This window comes from Nocardia sp. NPDC055321 (assembly GCF_053645575.1).
In genome coordinates, this window is the sequence record NZ_JBSHMS010000015.1 from 23,343 (window position 1) to 42,168 (window position 18,826).

At 70.9% G+C, this 18,826-nt stretch carries 12 protein-coding genes; 11 read left to right on the top strand and 1 reads right to left on the bottom strand.

Features of this window, described 5'->3' with window-relative positions; translation table 11 throughout:
- Positions 1–20: 20 nt before the first annotated feature.
- The 5 genes from ACWIGI_RS23695 (at position 21) to ACWIGI_RS23715 (ending at position 9,044) form a co-directional block, all read left to right on the top strand.
- Positions 21–3,077 carry a circularly permuted type 2 ATP-grasp protein gene (locus ACWIGI_RS23695; RefSeq protein ID WP_454204818.1) on the top strand — a complete coding sequence of 1,019 codons (3,057 nt, stop codon included), beginning with the start codon at positions 21–23 and terminating at the stop codon, positions 3,075–3,077.
- Positions 3,074–3,958: a transglutaminase family protein gene (locus ACWIGI_RS23700; protein ID WP_454204632.1), complete on the top strand. Its 885-nt coding sequence runs from the start codon at positions 3,074–3,076 to the stop codon at positions 3,956–3,958. The genes ACWIGI_RS23695 and ACWIGI_RS23700 overlap by 4 nt, the downstream gene beginning before the upstream one ends.
- Positions 3,959–3,977: 19 nt before the next feature.
- Positions 3,978–5,051 carry a zinc-binding metallopeptidase family protein gene (locus tag ACWIGI_RS23705; protein WP_454204633.1) on the top strand — a complete coding sequence of 358 codons (1,074 nt, stop codon included), beginning with the start codon at positions 3,978–3,980 and terminating at the stop codon, positions 5,049–5,051.
- Positions 5,052–5,278: 227 nt separating this feature from the next.
- A complete protein-coding gene (gene leuA, locus ACWIGI_RS23710) occupies positions 5,279–7,081 on the top strand; it encodes a 2-isopropylmalate synthase (RefSeq protein WP_454204634.1) in 1,803 nt (600 codons plus the stop codon).
- 616 nt (positions 7,082–7,697) lie between these two features.
- On the top strand, positions 7,698–9,044 hold the full coding sequence (locus tag ACWIGI_RS23715) for a MinD/ParA family ATP-binding protein (RefSeq protein ID WP_454204819.1): 1,347 nt from the start codon (positions 7,698–7,700) through the stop codon (positions 9,042–9,044).
- A 72-nt stretch (positions 9,045–9,116) separates the two neighbouring features.
- On the opposite strand, the gene ACWIGI_RS23720 is transcribed toward ACWIGI_RS23715, so the two are convergent.
- Positions 9,117–10,019 carry a LysR family transcriptional regulator gene (locus ACWIGI_RS23720; protein ID WP_454204820.1) on the bottom strand — a complete coding sequence of 301 codons (903 nt, stop codon included), beginning with the start codon at positions 10,017–10,019 and terminating at the stop codon, positions 9,117–9,119.
- A 1,086-nt stretch (positions 10,020–11,105) separates the two neighbouring features.
- Between ACWIGI_RS23720 and ACWIGI_RS23725 the strand changes: the two genes are divergently transcribed.
- The 6 genes from ACWIGI_RS23725 to ACWIGI_RS23750 all read left to right on the top strand — a co-directional run bounded on the left by ACWIGI_RS23725 (position 11,106) and on the right by ACWIGI_RS23750 (position 18,722).
- Complete coding sequence (locus ACWIGI_RS23725) at positions 11,106–12,089, top strand: EamA family transporter (RefSeq protein WP_454204635.1); 984 nt, start codon at positions 11,106–11,108, stop codon at positions 12,087–12,089.
- 29 nt (positions 12,090–12,118) lie between these two features.
- Entirely contained in the window at positions 12,119–13,891 is a 1,773-nt protein-coding gene (locus ACWIGI_RS23730; protein ID WP_454204636.1) for a hydroxysqualene dehydroxylase, read from the top strand.
- A 73-nt stretch (positions 13,892–13,964) separates the two neighbouring features.
- The gene (locus tag ACWIGI_RS23735) at positions 13,965–14,585 is read left to right on the top strand and encodes a pyridoxamine 5'-phosphate oxidase family protein (RefSeq protein WP_454204637.1); all 621 of its coding nucleotides are present in this window, start codon (positions 13,965–13,967) and stop codon (positions 14,583–14,585) included.
- Positions 14,586–14,700: 115 nt separating this feature from the next.
- Positions 14,701–15,948, top strand: a complete 1,248-nt coding sequence (locus ACWIGI_RS23740) for a MurT ligase domain-containing protein (RefSeq protein WP_454204638.1) — start codon at positions 14,701–14,703, stop codon at positions 15,946–15,948.
- Positions 15,945–16,655 (top strand): type 1 glutamine amidotransferase, encoded by a 711-nt coding sequence (locus ACWIGI_RS23745; RefSeq protein WP_454204639.1) that lies wholly within the window; start codon positions 15,945–15,947, stop codon positions 16,653–16,655. The genes ACWIGI_RS23740 and ACWIGI_RS23745 overlap by 4 nt, the downstream gene beginning before the upstream one ends.
- A gap of 492 nt (positions 16,656–17,147) precedes the next feature.
- Positions 17,148–18,722 (top strand): GMC oxidoreductase, encoded by a 1,575-nt coding sequence (locus ACWIGI_RS23750; RefSeq protein WP_454204640.1) that lies wholly within the window; start codon positions 17,148–17,150, stop codon positions 18,720–18,722.
- The last annotated feature ends 104 nt before the right edge of the window (positions 18,723–18,826 follow it).

Consider the following 18,826-nt stretch of genomic DNA (forward strand, 5'->3'; position numbering starts at 1 on the left):
GGGAGTGGTTTGCGGTGACAATGCTCGAGGCGACGCCACCGGGTGACGCTGCGCCCGGACGGGACCGCTGGGGTGCGGCCGCCATGAGCCCGGCGGCGGCCGAACAGTACGCGAAATACCGTGCGGCGGCGGCGAACACCGGCGCCTTCGATGCCTGCGGGCTGCCCACCGACGGCTACTACGACGAACTGGTCGACGGCGGCGGGCGGCTGCGGCCGCTGTGGGCCGAACTCTCCAGCGATTTCCTGGAACAGGGCGGCGCGGGCCTGAGCCGGCTCGACGCCCGGGTCCGCCGGCTCATCGAGGACGACGGCATCACCTACACCGAGCTCGGCGGCTCGGCCACCGAACCCGCGGCCGCCACGCCCTGGCGACTCGACCCGATCCCGCTGCTGCTCGCCGCGCAGGACTGGGCCGGGCTGGAAGCCGGTGTGGTGCAGCGTTCCCGGCTGCTCGACGCCATCCTGGCCGATGTGTACGGGCCGCGCCGCACCATCACCTCCGGGCTGCTGCCCCCGCAGGTCGTGTTCGGCTACAGCGGCTACATGCGTGCCGCGCACGGTATCTCGCTGCCCGGACGGCATCAGCTCTTCCTGCACGCCTGCGATATCGGCCGCTGGAGCGACGGCGGATTCCGGGTGCTGGCGGACTGGGCGCAGGCACCCTCGGGCGCGGGCTACGCGCTGGCCGACCGGCGCGTGGTGTCCGCCGCCATCCCCGAAGCGTTCGAACTCGCCAGCCCGCTGCCGCTGACGCCCTTCGTGCGCGCCATGCGCCTCATGCTGATCGAAGCCGCGCCGCGCGCGGCCGACGACGAGCCGACGGTCGTGGTGCTCAGTCCGGGACCGCAGTCGGAAACCGCCTTCGATCAGGCGTATCTGGCGTCGGTGCTGGGTTTCCCGCTGGTGGAGAACGCCGATCTGGTCGTCCGGGACGGGCGACTGTGGATGCGCTCGCTCGGCACCCTCGAACAGGTCGACGTGGTGCTGCGGCGCGTGGACGCCGAGTTCTCCGATCCGCTGGATCTGCGGCCCGATTCCCGGCTCGGGGTGGTGGGCCTGGTGGAGGTGCTGCGCAAGGGCGCGGTCACCGTCGTCAACACCCTGGGCAGCGGCGTGCTGGAGTCCCCGGCGCTGGCCGCGTTCCTGCCGGGGCTGTCCCGCGCGCTGCTGGATCAAGACCTGAAGCTGCCGAGCGTCGAAACCTATTGGGGCGGTGACGATCTCCAGCGCTCCTACCTGATCGGCAATCTGCACCGGCTGATTCTGCGCTCCACCCGCGACGGGACCACCGTGTTCGGCACCCTGCTCACCCGCGAGCAGCGCGCGCAGTGGCGCGCCCGCATCGAGGCCGAGGGCTGGAAATGGGTCGGCCAGGAACCCGCGCGCTTCGCCGTGGCGCCGGCGGTGTCGGCCGGCGGGACACTGGCCGCGTCGCCGGTCGAGATGCGGCTGTTCTCCCTGGCGGGCCGGGTCGGCTACCGGGTCATGGCGGGCGGGCTCGGGCAACTGCATCAGCGCACCGGTCCCGAGGGCATGGTGGGCGAGGCCGCCGCCAAGGACATCTGGGTGCGCGCCACCCCGACCCCGGCGCCCGCCGTCGAGGTCGCCGAGGAGCGCGAACACCGCACCCCGGCCGTCGCGGCCCTCGAGGTCGTCAGCTCGCCGCGCGTGCTGAACGATCTGTTCTGGCTCGGCCGCTACGGCGAACGCGCCGAGGCCACCGTCCGCCTGCTCGGCGCCACCCACGACCGGCACCAGGACTACCGCTACCGGCCCTGGATGGAAGGCGCCGACGCGATGCCCATCCTCATCGCCGCCCTCGGGCACATGACCGGCACCGCACCGCCCGCGCCGAAACAGCCGGTGGCCCAGTCGGATTGGATCAACCGGCAGCTTCAGTCGCAATCGCAAGGCGGGCAAACCCGGTCGCAGGATGGTCAGTCGCAATCGCAGGGCGGGCAGGCCCAGTCGCAGGGCGGTCAGTCGCAGTCCCAAGGTGGGCAGTCGCAGTCGCAAGGTGGACAGACCCAATCCTGGGGCGGGCAATCGCAAGGCGGACAGTCCCAGTCGCAGGGTGGGCAGTCGCAATCCCAAGGCGGACAGTCGCAATCGCAGGGCGGGCAATCGCAATCCCAAGGCGGGCAATCACAATCCCAAGGCGCCGCCCGGCCCGCGCGCGCCCACCGGGACGCCGACGACATCGCGGCCCGGCGGGAGCAGCGTCGGCGCGAGTACTCCGACCAGCCGACCATGCCCATCGCGCTGCCCGGCGCCTCGCGGCGCGATCACGACTACCTGGTCGCCCTGACCGTGGACCGCGACCTGCCGGGGTCGGTCGCCTACGCCATGGAGCGGTACGGGAAGGCCGCCCGGGCGGTGCGCGACCAGCTCTCGCCCGACACCTGGATGGTGCTCGGTTCGGTGGACCGGGCGCTGTCGGAGTACCGGGGCGTGCGGGGGGACCAGGGTGCGGCGCTGTCGGCGGTGCATTCGCGCGCGCTCGCGGGGCTGCTGGCCCTGACCGGGATCGAGGGCGAATCCACGGTGCGCGACACCGGCTGGCGGGTCCTGGACATCGGCCGCCGCATCGAACGCGGGCTGGCGCTGTGCGCGCTGCTGGCCGCCGCGCTGACCGACACCTACCCGCCCCCGGTGGGACGCGTGGTCACCGAGGCGGTGCTGCGGGCCACCGTGTCCTCGGTGAGTTACCGTCGCCGCCATCGGGATTCGGTGCGGGTGGCGGCACTGGCCGCGCTGCTGCTGTTCGACGCGAGCAATCCGCGCTCGCTCGCCTATCAGCTCGCCCGCCTCGAAGCGCACTTCCTCGCGCTGCCGTCCGCGGCCGGATCCGCACGCCCGCAACGCCTCCTGAGCGACGCCCAGCGCATGCTGCATCGGCTCGACCCGGCCGACCTGGAGGTCATCGACGCGCAGGGCTGCCGCACCGAACTGGCCGAATTGCTCGACGGCGTCCATCTGCGCCTGCGCAAGGTCTCCGAATCCTTCGAGAGCACACGGCTTTCGGTGCCGCGTGAAACCCAGCCGCTGTGGGGATCGGCCCGGGTGGTCGGATGAGCGCCGCGCGCCGCTACCGGGTCCTGCACCGCACCGTCTACGTCTACTCCGACGTGGTCACGAGCTCTTACGGCCGCGCGTACCTGACGCCGCGCGAATTCCCCGGCCAGCAACTGCTTTCGCACGATATCCGCGTCGATCCGGTGCCCTCGGATCGCTCGGTCGGCACGGACGTCTACGACAACACCACGCTCTACTTCCACGTCACCGCCGATCACCGCCGCCTGGAGGTGACCGGGGAATCGGTCGTCGAGGTGCGGCGCCCGCCCGCCACGGCCGCCGCGCAGCCGTGGGAACAGGCCCGCCCCGGGCACGGAAACGGCCCGCTGGCGGTGGAATTCACCCTCGATCTGGTGCCGCCGGAGATCGTCCCGGAACTCGCCGCCTACGCCGCCGAATCCTTCCCGCCCGGCCGCCCGCTGCTCGACGCGGTGACCGAGTTGAACACCCGCATCTTCACCGACTTCACCTACAAGTCCGGCTCCACCACCGTCAGCACCCGCGTGGCCGACGTCTTCGCCGCCCGCGCCGGCGTCTGCCAGGACTTCGCCCGGCTCGGCATCGCCTGCCTGCGCTCGCTCGGGCTGGCCGGGCGCTACGTCTCGGGCTACCTCGCCACCGATCCGCCGCCGGGCAAGGAACGCATGGTCGGGGTGGACGCCACCCACGCCTGGGCCGCGGTCTGGTTGCCGGACGGCAGCGCCGAGGGCGGCTGGCTCGATTTCGATCCGACCAACAATCAGTTCGCCGACGAGCGGTACGTCACCCTGGCGTGGGGCCGGGACTACGCGGATGTTCCGCCGGTCCGCGGCATCATCTACACCGACGCCAAGGAGAGCACCATCGGTGTGTCGGTGGACGTGGCCCCCCTGTCCCCGTGAACGATCGAGGTGTCGTGCCGTGCGTGATTTCAGCTGCCCCCAGTGCGGCCAGCAACTGGCCTTCGAGAACTCGCTCTGCCTGCAATGCGGCAGTCCGCTCGGCTTCGGATTGACCGAACGGGCGCTGCTGGTCATCGCCGCGGACGGTGATCCCGCGCGCGCGAGCGGCGAGCCGGACGATGCGGGGGACAGCGCCCGCGATTTCACCAGCGGCACCGTCGACGCCCAGGAGTTCCGGCTCTGCGACAACCGCCATGTGGCCCAGTGCAACTGGCTGGTGCCGCGCACCGGCGGCCCCACCCTCTGCGAATCGTGCCGCCTCACCCGGACCCGGCCCGCCGATCAGGACGACAAGTGGCTGCCCGCCTTCGCCGAGGCCGAGGCCGCCAAACGCCGCCTGGTGCTCGAGCTCACCGAACTCGGGCTGCCGATCGTCGACCGCGTCGAAGATCCCGAGTTCGGCCTGGCCTTCGATCTGCTGGCCAGCGGATCCGAGCGGGTCATGACCGGCCACGAGAACGGGGTCATCACCCTCGACCTGGCCGAGGGCGACGACGTGCACCGCGAGCAACTGCGGGTCGCCATGGACGAGCCGTACCGCACCCTGCTCGGTCACTTCCGGCATGAGATCGGCCACTACTACTTCCCGGTCCTGGTCACCGCCGACGCCGATCTCGAGTTGTCCCGGGAGCTGTTCGGCGATCCCTTCGCCGACTATCAAGAGGCCCTGGACCGGCACTACCGTTCCGGCCCGCCGCCGGGCTGGGAGGACAATTTCGTCTCCTCGTACGCGACCATGCACGCGGCCGAGGACTGGGCGGAGACCTTCGCCCACTACCTCCACATCCGCGACACCCTGGATACCGCCGCGGCCTTCGGCTTCGCCCCGGCCGGCGCCACCCTGGAACGCCCGCAGGTGGGCCGCGCGGGGTTCGACCGCATCATCGATCTGTGGTTGCCGCTGGCCTGGGCGCTGAACATGGTCAATCGCTCGATGGGGCACCGCGACCTGTACCCCTTCGTACTGGCCGAACCGGTGCTGGACAAGATGCGTTTCATCCACGAACTCTGCGCTAACGCGGCAAATCGGTAGGCAAATGCGGCAAAGCGGAAGAAGCAGGTTCAGCGGTGTGGCGCGTACCTCCCCGGCTACCGGGTGCGCATTGCAGCCCTGTAAACTCTGATCATCATGCAGCGGGCACTTCTTCTCCTTTGCCGCCGCGACGGGGTCTGATTCGGACTGGCCTCCCGTCGCGGGTGCCAGTCGTGCCGGTCTAAACCCATACCTGGGATCCAGCCACACTTCGGAGATAAATCGCTATGTCACCCGCTGATGCGTTCGTATCCGGCTCGCGCTCCATCACCGCGCCGAGCAAACCCGCGCCCGCCGACCAGCCCGCCTGGAACAAGCAGAAGAACTCCTCGATGCCGGTGTTCCGGTATCGGCCGTTCGCCGAAGAGGTCGAGGCGGTGGATCTGCCCGACCGCACCTGGCCGGACAAGGTCATCGATCGCGCTCCCTCCTGGTGTGCGGTGGATCTGCGCGACGGCAACCAGGCGCTCATCGACCCGATGAGCCCGGCCCGCAAGCGCCGCATGTTCGACCTGCTGGTCCGCATGGGCTACAAGGAGATCGAGGTCGGCTTCCCGTCCGCCTCGCAGACCGACTTCGACTTCGTCCGCGAGATCATCGAAGACGGCGCAGTGCCGGACGACGTCACCATTCAGGTGCTGACCCAGGCCCGCGCCGAGCTGATCGAGCGCACCTTCGAGGCCTGCGCCGGCGCCCCGAACGTCATCGTGCACTTCTACAACTCCACCTCGATCCTGCAGCGCCGCGTCGTCTTCCGCGCGGACCGCGACGCGGTGAAGAAGATCGCCACCGACGCCGCGACCCTGTGCCTGGAGATCGAGCAGCGGCACCCGGACACCAACTGGCGCTACGAGTACAGCCCGGAGTCCTACACCGGCACCGAGCTGGGCTACGCCAAGGAGGTCTGCGACGCGGTCTCGGCGATCATCGCGCCGACCCCGGACAAGCCGCTCATCATCAACCTGCCCGCGACCGTGGAGATGGCGACGCCCAACGTCTACGCCGACTCCATCGAGTGGATGCACCGCAACCTCGAGCGCCGCGACTCCATCGTGCTGTCGCTGCACCCGCACAACGACCGCGGCACCGCCGTGGCCGCCGCCGAACTGGGCTACCAGGCCGGCGCGGATCGCATCGAGGGCTGCCTGTTCGGCAACGGCGAGCGCACCGGCAACGTGTGCCTGGTAACCCTGGGCATGAACATGTTCAGCCGCGGCGTGGATCCGCAGATCGACTTCTCCAACATCGACGAGATCCGCCGCACGGTCGAGTACTGCAACCAGCTGCCGGTGGCCGAGCGCCACCCGTACGGCGGCGACCTGGTCTACACCGCGTTCTCCGGATCGCACCAGGACGCCATCAACAAGGGCCTGGACGCGATGAAGGCCACCGCCGACGCCGCGGGCTCCGATGTCGACGACATCACCTGGGAGGTCCCGTACCTGCCCATCGACCCGAAGGACGTCGGCCGCACGTACGAGGCTGTCATCCGGGTGAATTCGCAGTCCGGCAAGGGCGGCGTCGCCTACATCATGAAGACCGACCACGGGCTGGTGCTGCCGCGCCGACTGCAGATCGAGTTCTCGCAGGCGATCCAGAAGATCACCGACGGTGAGGGCGGCGAGGTCACCCCGAAGGAGATGTGGGACGTCTTCTCCGAGGAGTACCTGACCCCGATCCTGCCGCTGGAGCGCATCCGCCAGAAGGTCTCGGCCTCCGAGCTGGACGGCGGCGTCGATCACATCGAGGCCGTGGTCAAGGTCGACGGCGTCGAGCAGGCCATCTCGGGTGAGGGCAACGGGCCGCTCGCGTCCTTCGTCGACGCGCTGGGCACCATCGGCTACGAGGTCCGCGTCCTGGACTACAGCGAGCACGCCATGTCCTCCGGTGACGACGCGCAGGCCGCCGCCTACGTCGAATGCGCCATCGGCGAGAAGGTCACCTGGGGCGTCGGCATCGCCACCTCCATCACCACCGCCTCGCTGCGCGCGGTCGTCTCCGCGGTCAACCGCGCGGCCCGCGCGAACTGACACCGAAGTCTCGACGAGCCCGCTCCGATTGCCGGGGCGGGCTTTTCGATACCGGGCGAGTTGATTTCGCGGGATCGGGGTAACCCGCGGGGGTACGCCTCGCATCGCCGGGCGCACCGGACCGCGGGCTCGCACGCGGGGCGGGCCGTGGCCCCGGGCCATGCGCTGAAGATTCGGAGAGGCGGGACAGCTGCTAGCGTTGTGCTTGCATTAGCGCCGAGCTCTCTGTTCGAGCTGTCGAGCAGATGGGGGACACGTGACCACGAACGATCAGAATTCGACTTCGAAGCCGGGGTCGTCGGTGGATGCCGACGATCTCGAGCCGGACGAACGCGCGTCCGCCGGTGCGGTTCCGCCGGAATCGGGCGAATCCGCCGAGGCGGAGCAGCCGGGCGCGGGGTTCTTCCCACCGGTTCCGGATTCGATCGACCAGACCGTGCACCTGGGCGCGGGTGCGGTGCCGCCGTTCGCGCAGCCCGGTGCGCCGGGCGGCTTCCCGCCGGGGCCCGAGGGCCCGAATCCCTTCGCGCCCGGCGGATTCCCGCCGCAGGGCGCCTACGGCGGGCCGTTCGCGACCGGCCAGCAGCCGGGGTTCCCGCCCACCGGCAACTACCAGATGCCCGACTCCGGCCAGTTCGCGCCGCCGCCGAATCCCGGTGCGCCGGGCGGTTTTCCGCAGGGTGAGGCGTTCGGCGAGGTTCGTGACGAGACGCCGTACGGGGAGATCCGCCAGGAGATCGGCAGCGACGGCATGGTGCGCCGGGTGTTCCCGGAGCAGCAGCCGGATCCGGGCGGGCAGTTCGGGCCGCAGGGTCAGCAGCCGGGGCCGCCGGGCCAGTTCGGGCCGGGCGCCGACGCGTCCGGGGCGCCGATCTACACCTGGTCGCCGCCCCCGCCGGTGCAGCAGCAGCCGCCGCAGGGGCCGCCGCCGGGATTCCAGCAGCAGGGCTGGAACGGGCAGCCGCCCCAGGGGTTCGGGCAGCAGCCCGGTTTCGGCCAGCAGCCGCCGCCGCAGGGCAATTCGGTCAACGACCTGAATCTGCTCAAGCGCGCCCGGCGCGCGCCGCGCAGTGGTTGGCGCCGGACGGTGCACAAGGCGTCCGGCGGCATGATCAACCCGGGTGAGTCGCCGGCGGACGTCGTCTACGGCCAGCTCGTGGACCGGGTGAATCAGCCGGTGCGCGGGGACTACCGCATCGCGATCCTCTCGCTCAAGGGTGGTGTCGGCAAGACCACCACCACGGTCGGACTCGGCTCGACCTTCGCCTCCCAGCGCGGCGACCGCGTCATCGCCATCGACGCCAACCCGGACCTGGGCACCCTCGCCCACCGGGTGCCGAGACAGACGCGCTCGACGGTGCGAAATCTGCTCGAGGACAACCACATCAGCCGGTACTCCGATGTTCGCGCGCACACCTCGCAGGCGCCCAGCCGCCTCGAAGTGCTTGCCAGCGAACAGGATCCGGCGGTGTCGGAGGCGTTCAGCGAGGCCGACTACCGCAAGGCCATCGGCATCCTGCAGCAGTTCTACAACATCATCCTCACCGACTGCGGCACCGGTCTGATGCACTCTGCGATGTCCGGCGTGCTCGATATGGCCAGCTCGCTGGTGCTGGTGACCTCGCCCGCCATCGACGGCGCGCGCAGCGCGTCGGCGACCCTGGACTGGCTCGACCACCACGGCTACCACAAGCTGGTGGAGCGGACCGTGGTGGTGGTCAACGCTTCTCGCAAGGGTTCCTCGACCGTGGACCTGGATCAGCTGCGCAAGCTGTTCCTGGACCGGACCCGCGCGGTACAGGTGGTGCCCTTCGACGATCACCTCGCCGAGGGCGCCGAGATCGACCTGGAGCTGGTGAGCAAACCGACCCGCCGCGCCCTCCTCGAACTGGCCGCGATGGTGGCCGACGATTTCGGCTACCACGCCGCCCAGATAGGCCGCGGTCAGCAGCCTCCGCGCTAGACCCACCCCGCCCGACCCGGCCCCGCCTCCCTCCCGAGCGCGGGGCCGACCCGTGCCCGGAGGTGTTCGGGGTCAGGGCGTTTCGGTGGTTACCGTGCGGGCGGCGGCTTGGAAGGCGGACAGGACGGCGGCGACGGCGGGGCGTTTCTCGGCGTGGGGGCGGGTCGCCAGGTCGTAGAGGCGGGCGGCCCGGACGCCGGTCAGGCGGAGCATCAGCAGGTCGGGGTGGCGGACCGCGTAGTGGGGCATCAGGGCTATGCCGTAGCCGTCGGCCACCAGGGCCTCGATGACGGTGAAATCGTTGAGGCGCTGGGCTATTCGGGGTTGTACGCCGGTGACCGTCGCGATGGAGCGCAGGACGTCGTCGACCGGGAAGCCGCCGCGCACGCTGATCCAGGTCTCGTCGGCGAGCTCGGCGGGCATCACCGTGGCATTGCGGGCGAAGCGATGGCCGGGGCCGACGACCACGTCGATCGGCTCGCGCATCAGCACGCGCGAACTCACCCGCGCCCCGCCGACCGAGGGTGAGCGCTCGTCCCGGTGGGTCAGCACCACGTCGTAGTCGGCGAGCAGGCGCGGCACCTCCGACGGCGGCACGTCCTCGTCCCGGGCGACCACCTCCACCCCGCTCGCGGCCAACTCGGTCAGCACGTGCGGCAGCAACAGCGCTGCGCCGGAAGGGAACAGCGCCACCCGCACCTGCCCGCGCGCGGATCCCCGATACGAGGCCATCTCCGCCGCGGCGCGCTCCACGGCCGCCAGCACCTCGTCGGCCCGCACCACCAGGGCCCGCCCCGCGTCGGTGAGCCGCACTCGCCGCCCGTCCGGCTCCAGCAGCGGCACCCCCGCCTCCCGCGCCAGCGCCTTCAACTGCTGCGATACCGCCGACGGCGTCATGGACAGCGCCGAGGCCACCGCCGCCACCGTCCCCCGGTCCGCCAGCTCCCGCAGCACCCGCAGTCGCTCCACCGACATGAGCGCCCCCGAGCCGCTCTCCGCCGCGCTCGAATCCGCCACCCGCCCATTGTCTCCCGTGCGCGCACCCCCGTGTTCGCCCGCGCCCGAACGCCCTTCGCGCTCCGCGCCGCGACGCCGGTCTTCACCGGTGCCGGCCACACCTCTGCGGCGTAGCTCCGCGGTGTCGCTCCCCCGGGTCATGTCGTGGATGTCGCCGCCGGGTATCGCTCTGCGCACCGATCCGGCGCCGGTCGCCGAAGCTGAAACAACTTGGTGCGCGGAAGTATCGGATCCTTCGCGCGCTCGGACGCCGTCGTGTGCGGTTCCAGGATGGCCGGGGGATGCCGGTCGGGGTATCGAATCGGTGTCAGCGGCCGATGTCGAAACATGTTGGTGTGCAGACGGATCGGATGTCCCGTCGGGCAGGGGGCCGGTGTGCGCTGCGGCGGGATTGCCGGGGCCTCGGGACGCCGGTTCGTCTGCCTGGGCGGTGTCGGTGGGGGACGGTGAAACCTGTTCTTGCCCAGGCGTTTCGGGGACTTCGTTCGATTGGGTGTCGGTGGGCGACGGTGGGGCGGGGGTGGATGGTGGAATGCCGGCGGGCTCGGACTTTTCGGGGGCTTCGCCGGAGCGGGTGGCCATGCCCGTGTCGCCGACTACCGGGGAGGGGAGTGCGGGGGTGGCATCCTGCGGAGGGAGGCCTGCCCTCGGGGGGATCGGGGTGGCGGTCGGCGGGGTCGTGGGGACGCGGCGGGGGCGGACCGCGGCTGCACCTCGGGTCGGCGGAGTGGCGGGGGAATCTGTGGGGGGTACCCGGCGGGCGGGATCGGGGGACTGGCCGGAGGCGGTGCGGGGGGTGCCTGTGGCACGACGGCCGGGGTCGGGGGTGCGGCGCGGCGGGGTGTCGGCGGGGACGCGGCGGGGGCGGGGGGTGGCGGTGGCCGGATCGGAGGAGGCCGGGATCCGGCGGGGGCGGGGGACCGAGCGCGGGGGTGTGGCGTCGTCGGCGGGGGGATCCGGGTGGTGCATAGGTAAGTTTTACTACAGTATTGATGCAGAATTATTCGATTGTTCTTACCTATTGGTCGTCGGATGATTCCCGGTATGACGAATCGGGACCGGGTGCTGGGGCTGGCGGTGGTGGTGCTCTGGGGGTTGAACTTCCTGGCGATCCGGGTCGGGCTCGATCATTTTCCGCCATTCTTCTTCGCGGGGCTGAGATTCGCTGTCATCGCGGTGCCGGTGCTGCTGTTCGTGCCCCGGCCGGCGGTGCGGTGGCGGTGGCTGCTGCTGTACGGGGCCGGGTTCGGGATCCTGCAGTTCGCCTTCCTGTTCAGTGCCATGCGGGCGGGGATGCCGACGGGCCTGGCCTCGCTGGTGCTGCAGTCCTCGGCGCCCTTCACCGTGCTGCTCGGCGCGGTGCTGCTGCGCGAGCGGCTGCGCGGGGTGCAGCTGTTCGGCATCGCCGTCGCGATGGCGGGCATGGCCGTGATCGGCTGGGATCGCATGCAGCACGCGGCCCTGCTGCCGCTGCTGCTGACCCTGGCCGGCGGGCTGGGCTGGGCCTTCGGCAACGTCGGATCCCGGCTCGCCGCGGCCGAATCCACCGGCGTCAACCCGCTGCACCTGACCCTGTGGATGACCGTCGTGCCGCCGCTGCCGCTGTTCGCCCTGTCCGCCCTCACCGAGGGGCCGGCCACCGGCTGGCACGATCTCGCTGCCGCGTTCGGCCCGGGCGGGTGGCCCGCGTTCGTGGCGCTGGCGTACATCGCGCTGCTGGGCACCATCGCCGGTTCGGGCCTGTGGACCTATCTCATGAGCCGCTATCCGGCGGGCACGGTGGCCCCGCTGTCGCTGCTGGTGCCGGTGGTCGGCATCGCCGCGTCCTGGTTCTTTCTCGGCGAGAACCCGTCGGCGGTGGCGCTGGCGGGCGCGGTGATCGTGATCGCGGGCGCTTTCACAGCAACCTCCGGGGCATCCCCGCGCCGGGTCCGGTGGTTCCGCCGCGCCGCCGCCGCGCCGCGACCCGAGACCCCGGGTACGGAAAAGATCACCCCTACCGACCCGGTGCCCGTTCCCGCTGCCTAGGATTCCTCCCAGGCGTGGGAGGTAGGGAAATGACTGGACAGCGTATGTCCGTCGCACGGCGGTCAGTGCTGCGCGGCGCCGTCGCGGCGGGGGCCGCGGTCGGCGCACTGTCGGCGACCACCCTGCGACCGACCCCGGCGGCGGCCGCACCCGGCCGCAGCGTCGCGGTCCTGGGCGCGGGCCCGGCGGGCCTGACCGCCGCGCACGAACTGGCCGAGCGCGGCTTCGAGGTCACCGTCTACGAGCGCCGCGCGCTCGGCGGCAAGGCTCGCAGCATCGCCGTCCCGAACTCCGGTCGCGACGGCCGCCCGGACCTGTGGGGCGAGCACGGCTTCCGCTTCTTCCCCGGCTTCTACCGCCACCTCACCGACACCATGCGGCGGATTCCCTTCGGCGACAATGCGAACGGCGTGTGGGACAACCTGGTCGCCGCCCCCGAGGCCCGCTTCTCGCGGCGCGGGGCCGACGACACCCTGCTGCCGCTGGGCCGCGCGGGCAAGCCGTGGACCACGCCGGACGACTTCCGCGAAACCGTCAGCTCCGCCATCTCGACCACCACCAAGATGGGCCAGGCCGACGCGCTGTACTTCGCCAATCGCCTGCTGGTCTTCAATTCCAGCTGCGACGCCCGCCGATACGGTCAGTGGGACAAGATCTCCTGGCGCGACTACGTGGGCGCGGGCCACCGCTCCAACGAGTTCCGCATGCTGCTCTCGCGCACCCTGACCACCCTGCTGGTGGCGGCCAAGGACGATCTGGCCAGCACCCGCACCATCGGCACGATGGGCGAGCAGTTCCTGGGCAACCCCTTCGAGATCGCCAACGACGGCCCGCTGGACCGGCTGCTGGACGGCCCGACCAACGAAGCCTGGATCGACCCGTGGGTGCGGCGGCTGCGCGAACTCGGGGTGAAGTTCGCCGGCGCCGAGGTGCACGGTCTCGAGGTCGCCGACAACCGCATCTCCGGCGCCCGCGTGGTCACCACTTCCGGTGTGGCGCAGACGATCACGGCCGATCACTTCGTGGTCGCGCTCCCGGTGGAGGTGGCCCGGACCCTCTGGACGCCGGAAATCCTCACGCGCAGGCCGGAATTGGCGGGCATGAGCCAGCTCACCGTGGACTGGATGACCGGCATCCAGTTCTTCCTGCGCACCCCCTCCGCGATCGCGCGCGGGCACGCCGCCTACGTGGATTCGCCCTGGTCGCTGACGTCGATATCGCAGAACCAGTTCTGGACCCGCACGCCCATGTCCGGACTCGGCGACGGCACCGTGCAGGACTGCCTGTCGGTGGACATCTCGGACTGGAACACCCCCGGCATCCTGTTCGGCAAGACCGCCAAGGAGTGCACGCACGACGAGATCGCCCGCGAGGTCTGGGCGCAGTTGCAGGCGCACCTCAACGACAAGCAGATCCTGCTGCGCGACGAGGACCTGCACTCCTGGTTCCTGGACACCGGCGTGACCTGGAACGCCGCGCAGCGCCGCAACGAGAACGCCGACCCGCTGCTGATCAATACCGCGGGCTCCTGGGCGCTGCGGCCGGAATCCCATCGCGCCGAACTCGAAAACCTTTTCCTCGCCGGAGATTACGTCCGTACCAAGGTGGACCTGGCGACCATGGAGGGCGCCTCGGAGTCCGCCCGCACCGCGGTGAACGCCCTGCTGGACGTGACCGGATCCACCGCGCCCCGCTGCGCGCTGTTCACCCTCTACCGCGCGCCGGAGCTGGATCCGTTCCGGCAGCTGGACGAGGCGAGATACGCGGCCGGGCAACCGAACCTGTTCGACGTACCGCTCTGAGCCGGCCGTCCCGCCGGGCCGGTTCGTCACAAATCACTGGTGCGGCGGGGTGTCGCGGGCGTTCAATCGAAGCATGAGCGAGATCACCGATCCGGCCGAACTGCGTGCGCTCATCGGAACGCCGACGCCGCGCGCCGTCGCCAAGGAACGCGACCACCTGCACGCCCGGGACCGGGAATGGATCGCCAACTCGCCCTTCGTCGTGCTGGCCACCAGCGACGCGAGCGGCCGCTGCGACGCTTCCCCGAAAGGCGATCCGCCCGGATTCGTGCGCGTGCTCGACGATCGGACCATCGCCGTTCCCGAGCGCCCGGGCAACCGCCGCGTGGACGGCTACCTAAACATCCTCGGCAATCCGCATGTGGGCGTGATCTTCCTGATTCCCGGGCGCGGGGAGACCCTGCGTATCAACGGCCGTGCCCGGCTGGTGCGCGACGCACCCTACTTCGACGACATGGTCGTGAAGGGGCATCGGCCGATCCTGGCGGTGGAAGTCGATGTCGAGGAAGTTTTCCTGCACTGCGCCAAGGCCTTCCTGCGCAGCGGGCTGTGGCAGCCGGACCGGTGGCCGGTCGACACCCTGCCCAGCCAGGCCCGGCTGGTGAAGGAACTGATGCCCGATACGCCGGAAACGGTGGAGCAGCTGGAGGAGTACTACTCCGCGGCCTACGAGGCGAAGCTCTACAACACCTGACGAGCCGCGGCGCCCGGGAACGCCGTGACCACGCGCCGCGTCTGAGGCGCACCTCACGCCGAAAGCCGTGACACCGCCTGCGCACCCGGCGCACCGCACCAATAAACTCGCGATCGTGGCAGACATCTCGGTACGCGGAAAGCTGGCGCTGCGGGCGGCGACGGCGGCGTCGTGGGCTTCGCAGAAAGCCGGACGCGGTAAAGGATCGATGATCGGCGGCCTCATCGCGCTGAAGATCGACCCGACGATCATGACCCAGCTGGGGCGCGAGCGGCGCACGGTGCTGGTCACCGGCACCAACGGCAAGTCCACCACCACGCGCATGACCACCGCGGCGCTGCAGACGCTCGGCGAGGTCGCCACGCAGGCCGACGGCGCGAACATGGACGCCGGGATCGTGGCCGCGCTCACCGCGAATCGCACCGCGCGCCTGGCCGCGATCGAGGTGGACGAACTGCACCTGCCGCACGTCGCCGACGCGCTGAATCCGGCGGCGGTGGTGCTGCTCAATCTCTCCCGGGACCAGCTGGACCGGGTCGGCGAGATCAACATGATCGAGCGCCGCCTGCGCGCGGGTATGGCCCGCCACCCCGACGCCGTGCTCATCGCCAATTGCGATGACGTGCTGATCACCTCGATCGCCTACGACCATCCCAACGTGGTGTGGGTCGCGGCGGGCAGCGGCTGGGCGGTCGACGCCACCAGCTGCCCGCGCAGCGGTGAGCCGATCATGTGGGAGGGCGAGCACTGGTACAGCACCGGCGCGGATTTCAAACGCCCGGAACCGCAGTGGCGGGTGGACGAGCACGCGCTGCACGGTCCCGACGGCCTGGAAATCCCACTGGCCCTTGCGCTTCCGGGCCGCGCCAATCGCGGCAACGCCGCCCAGGCGGTGGCCGCCGCCGTCGCGCTCGGCGCCGACGCGCACGCGGCGACGGCCGCCGCGGGCACCGTGCGCGAGATCGCGGGCCGCTACCGGACCGTCGAGGTCGGCGGCCGCACCGCGCGCCTGCTGCTGGCCAAGAATCCGGCGGGCTGGCAGGAGGCGCTGTCCATGATCGACCCCGCCGCAAAGGGTTTGGTGATCGCGGTGAACGGGCAGGTGCCCGACGGCGAGGATCTGTCCTGGTTGTGGGACGTGCGGTTCGAGCACTTCGAGGGCACCCAGGTGGTCGCCGCGGGTGAGCGCGCCACCGACCTGGCCGTGCGCCTGACCTACGCGGGCGTCGAGCACACCACCGTCGCGGATCCCTTGCGCGCCATCGCTTCCTGCCCCGCCGGGCAGGTGGAGGTGCTGGCCAACTACACCGCGTTCCGTGACCTGAACCGCGATCTCGACGAGAAGGCGAGCGTCCGCGCATGAGCGAATCGACCGTCCGCATCGGCCTGGTGCTGCCCGATGTCATGGGCACCTACGGCGACGGCGGCAACGCCCTGGTCCTGCGGCAGCGGCTGCGTATGCGCGGCTACGCCGCCGAGGTCGTCGAGATCACCCTGGCCGACGAGGTGCCGGACTCGCTCGACATCTACACCCTGGGCGGCGCGGAGGATTCCGCGCAGCGCCTGGCCACCCGCCACCTGGTGAAGTTCCCCGGACTGCAGCGCGCCGCCGGCCGGGGCGCGCCGGTGCTCGCCATCTGCGCGGCCATCCAGGTGCTGGGCCAGTGGTACGAAACCTCGTCCGGGGAGCGGGTGGACGGCGTCGGCCTCATAGACGTGACGACCTCCCCGCAGGACAAGCGGGCCATCGGCGAGGTGGCGACCGCCCCGCTGCTGCCGGAGCTGACCCAGGCCCTGACCGGCTTCGAGAATCACCGTGGCGGAACCAAACTCGGCGGCGACGCCACCGGCCTGGCGCGCGTGACCAAGGGCGTGGGCAACGGTGTCGGCGACGGCCTGGAGGGCGTGATCCAGGGTTCGGTCATCGGGACCTACATGCACGGCCCGGCCCTGGCCCGCAATCCCGAACTCGCGGACCTTCTCCTCACCCGCGCGCTGGGCGTCGACTCCCTCGACCCGCTGCCCATGCCCGAGGTGGAGCAACTCCGGCGCGAGCGCCTGCGCGCCTGACGCGGTTCGAACCCCCGGCCGCCCCCAGCCGAAGTCGCACGCGCGGGGCGGTGTTCGGATCTGCCCCTGCCGCAATGGGATTGGGGCGCGCGTACCTCGCGTGGTCCTTGAACCGTGATCGCAGGCGCGAAGGTGGTGTGCGTGCCGCTGGCGTACGGAGATGTGCGCGCCGCCGACCGGATGAGCGCTTGCCCTCGTTCGCCCGGCTGTCCGGGCGGACGAGCCTGTCGCCGAGAACGGCAGGGTGGCTTGATCTGGTCAGCGCCACGACACGGTCCCGGTGGCCGGAATAGATCTGGCGAATTGTCGGCTACCGACTGATTTCTACCGGGCATAGCCGACACGTATGACCGAATTGTTCGGCTCGTCGCATGTGTTGTTGGACCGGCGACCGAACGGTAATCTCGCGCGCGGCCTACTTGATGAGGGAGGTGGCCGGTGCGGAGGCGCGCTCTACTGAAAGCTGCCGGTTTTGCGGCTTTTGTCGCCGGTATGGGATCGGGCGCGGCCGTGCGCGGCCCCGGTACCGCGTCGGCGAGTCCACTGTGGAACGCGCTGTTCGAGCGGTGGGTGCCGGAAATCTTCGCGCCGCTGCCGGATCCGCCCGAGCACTCCCAGGCGATCGTGATCGGCTCCGGCTTCGGCGCCGCGGTCACCGCCCTGCGACTAGCCGAGGCCGGCGTGCAGAACACCGTGCTCGAGCGCGGCTCACGCTGGCCCAACGACCCGCAGCGGGAAATCTTCACCGGCGACGACCTGCCCGACGGCCGCGGGTTCTGGCACCGGACCAGCTTCACCGGCGTCACCAAGGTGCCGATGGCCTTCGCCGACTTCGGCGGCGTGCTCGACGTGGTCGACTACCCGGGCATCGACGTGTGGCGCGCGGCCGCGGTCGGCGGCGGCTCGATCATCTTCTCCGGCGCCATGGTCGCCCCGCCGAAGCACCTGTTCGACAGCGTCTTTCGCGGTGTGGTCGACTACGGCGAGCTGGAGAGCGTGTACTACCCGCGGGTGCGGCAGATGCTGCGGCTGAGCCCCATGCCCGCCGACATCTACAACTCCGCGCCCTTCGCCCACTCCCGGGTCTGGGATCAGCAGGTGCGGACCGCGGGTTACGAACCGCTGGCCAATGATTCGATCTTCAACTGGGACGTGCTGCGCGCCGAGCTGGCCGGCACCACCCGCGCCTCGGCCACCGCGTCGCGCAGCAACCTCGGCAACTCGAACGGCGCGAAGTTCGACCTCGATCAGAACTACCTGCGCTACGCCGAGGCCACCGGCCGCAGCGCCATCTTCCCGGGCCACCGCGTGGACTCGATCGCCCAGGACGGTTCCGGCAAATACGTGGTGACCGTGTCCAAGCTCGCGCCCACCGGTGTGGTCCTGCGCACCCGCACCCTCACCTGCGATCGGCTGTTCCTGGGCGCCGGATCGATCGGCACCTCCGAACTGCTCGTCCGCGCCCAGGCCACCGGCGCCCTGCCCCGGCTGAACGAGCACATCGGCGCGGGCTGGGGCACGAACGGCGACGTGGTGCTGGCCCGCAGCGCCGATTCGCTGAGCGCCACCGGCGGCGGCGTGCCCAGCGCCAGCCGGATCTTCGATGATTCGGCCGTCCCGCTGACGCTCGAGAACTGGTACGTCCCCGGCATTCCCGTCGACACCGGCGCGATCGCCTCGCTCGGCATGGTGCTCGACCCGACCCGCGCCCGCTTCGGCTACGACAGCGCCCGCAACGCGGTCGGCCTGAGCTGGAACGCCGGGGTGCAGGATCAGGTTGCCGCCGCCTGCCGGGCCGTCGACCAGCGCATCGCGCAGCGCTCGGGCGCCCTGCTGGACTACGCCCCGATCGGGTACGACGCCAACGCCTTCTTCACCGCCCATCCGCTCGGCGGCGCGGTGCTCGGCCAGGCGACCGACGGGTACGGCCGCGTCCACGGGCACCCGGGGCTCTACGTGATGGACGGCGCGGGCCTGCCCGGCAGCTCGGCCACCGTCAACCCGTCGCTGACCATCACGGCCCTGGCCGAACGCAATATCGAGGCGATCATTCGCGCGGGCAGCTGAGCGCGTAGCGGAAATACCTGCGCAGGAACGCTTTTCGTGATCGCCGGCCGCCCCTCGGACCGGCCGTCGCGGAATCGCGCACCGAGCCGGGTACGGCCACTACG